The sequence below is a fragment of the Halobellus sp. Atlit-38R genome (assembly GCF_003665925.1).
Lineage (GTDB): Archaea > Halobacteriota > Halobacteria > Halobacteriales > Haloferacaceae > Haloquadratum > Haloquadratum inordinatus.
Window position 1 is genome coordinate 1 of sequence record NZ_QXIJ01000245.1, and the last position, 494, is coordinate 494.

Annotated in this window: 1 protein-coding gene; it reads right to left on the bottom strand. The window is 60.7% G+C overall.

Translation table 11 applies throughout. The annotated features are described in order from the left end of the window. Window positions 1-18: 18 nt before the first annotated feature. On the bottom strand, window positions 19-494 hold a 476-nt coding region (locus D3D02_RS19170), incomplete at its 5' end, for a hypothetical protein (RefSeq protein WP_121571372.1).

The following is a 494-nucleotide window of genomic DNA, read 5'->3' on the forward strand; positions in this document are numbered from 1 at the left end:
TGTGATTCGGGACATCTGTTAGAAGTGGACGTCGGCGGGCACGATCCAGAGCTCCTCGCTCTCCTCCAGCACTCGATCCAGCTGCTCACGGTGACGGATACCGTTCGCATATTCGTTGTACAGGAAGATCGTTGGCCCGTCGTAGGCGCCGACCTGGTGGAAGGCGTGCCGAGCGAGATCTTCGTCGCGCATGATCTCCTCATCGGAAAGTTCGTCAAGTGCCTCCCTCACCCGTTCGAGATTCCGCTCGAACTCCTCTTTCGTCGCCTCCCAGCCACACTCAAGCAGGTCTTGGCCGTCATCGGAGTCGACGGGGGCTGCAGTCGGCAACTCACCCCATCGCGCCTTCCCCGCAACGGACGTATCCTCCTCGTCGAACGTCACGTGGTAGTCGAAGACGGCGCCAGCGTGTGGGTCCGCGCCGACCAGGCGGTCGAACACCGTCTTTCCGGTGGATAGTGCTTCGTCTTCTGTCGATGCTTCTACCAGACTGT